The sequence below is a fragment of the Enterobacter cloacae complex sp. 6730903 genome, from assembly GCF_048283985.1.
In the GTDB taxonomy this organism is placed as follows: domain Bacteria; phylum Pseudomonadota; class Gammaproteobacteria; order Enterobacterales; family Enterobacteriaceae; genus Enterobacter; species Enterobacter hormaechei_C.
The window spans coordinates 1-1,595 of record NZ_JBLVXX010000117.1; the positions used below are offsets into that span (position 1 = coordinate 1).

2 protein-coding genes are annotated in these 1,595 nt (G+C 44.9%); both read right to left on the reverse strand.

Annotation, left to right across the window (positions count from 1 at the left end; translation table 11 throughout):
* Positions 1-190: 190 nt before the first annotated feature.
* Complete coding sequence (locus ACNQ0W_RS25050) at positions 191-832, reverse strand: type A-2 chloramphenicol O-acetyltransferase CatII (protein ID WP_001011939.1); 642 nt, start codon at positions 830-832, stop codon at positions 191-193.
* 149 nt (positions 833-981) lie between these two features.
* Positions 982-1,482 carry a hypothetical protein gene (locus ACNQ0W_RS25055; RefSeq protein ID WP_001239317.1) on the reverse strand — a complete coding sequence of 167 codons (501 nt, stop codon included), beginning with the start codon at positions 1,480-1,482 and terminating at the stop codon, positions 982-984.
* Positions 1,483-1,595: the final 113 nt, after the last annotated feature.

A 1,595-nucleotide genomic window follows, 5' to 3' on the forward strand; every position in this document is an offset into this window, starting at 1 on the left:
ATCCCCTGGGCGAAATGCGCCTGGTAAGCAGAGTTTTTGAAATGTAAGGCCTTTGAATAAGACAAAAGGCTGCCTCATCGCTAACTTTGCAACAGTGCCTTCTGAAACGAAATTACAGATTACGGTTAAAATATAAAAAAAAGCCACCAATCCTGCCGGATACGGTGGCTTAAATACAGAATTAATTAATTTATTTCAGTATGTTATCACACATCAGCTGAAGTGTATTGATAAACCTTGCTGCATGAAAACCATCACAGACTGCATGATGAACCTGTACAGAAACAGGTAATAGTACGCGGTCACCTTCCTGCTGAAACTTTGCCATTGTAAAAACCGGGGAAAAATAATCATCATTTCCGGTGATATTCAGATTAAATCCGTCAAAACTCACCCAGGGTAACGATGATATATTCAGGTGATTCTCCGGTAAATTTCCCTGCGGAAACAACCTGGTATCATGCTGATATTCTGCTGTTACCGCGTTATAACCCGCCATAAACTCACTGAGATCCGGAAAATAACGGCAGGACAGTGCGGAGAATGTTTCGGTTTCTTTATGAAAGACAGTAAAGACCGGGTCTGACTGTTCCCAGTAAATCAGTTCATTATCTTTCATTGCCATCCGGAACTCCGGAAACTGATTAACAGCCCGGGAGATCAGGTAAATCATCAGCGGATAAAACTTATAACCGGTTTTCGCCAGTGCAGTACGCAAAGCGGTAATATCGAGTTTGGTGGTCAGGCTGAATCCGCATTTAATCTGCTGACGATAAAGGGCAAAATGTTCCCTGCGATTCCAGGTATTCAGGTCAATCCGGGTAAAATTCATGGTTATTCCTTCTGATTAATAGTGAAAAATATTAATAATCAGAAGGCAGTCTGGTTGTCTCAATGGGTAACATTCCGTCCTCCGTAAGCTGTCTGGTATTCAGTAATAATACCCGATACGGGCTTAATCTGTATTAAGCCCGGTTTTATTTATTCCGGCCACTCATCCGCAAATACATAGCGGATCAGTTCTGCGGATTCACGGGGCGGTGCTCTCAGCACATCCGCCATTAAATCAATTTCCATCTGACAGGTTTGCAGCTTGTCTTCCGCCAGCACATACGGATCATCCGTCAGGAAACTATCGCCGTATTTATCCACCGACCCCTGTATTTGTGCCGAAAATAATGACTGAATTTCATCAGCGGAATAATGCGCAACCGGAGCCCCTTCACCGGCTGAATTCACCAGATCCAGCAACGCTCTGTTACCGATAATAAAGTCACGGTACCCGGCGGAAGCCTTTTTCATATCCGGCGGGCCAGACACTTCCGGATGCAGCACACGAAAGCAGAAGTCACCGGAGGTATCCTGCGCCAGTGCTTTCTGCAAAAATTCCAGCCGCATTTTCCCGTAATTAATCACCGCGTCATCCCCCGCGAGATAAAGCAGTTTTTTAATATTTTCGGTGGCCCACTGTTGCAGGCGCATATAGTACTCTAAACAGGGCACTGTTGCAAATAGTCGGTGGTGATAAACTTATCATCCCCTTTTGCTGATGGAGCTGCACATGAACCCATTCAAAGGCCGGCATTTTCAGCGTG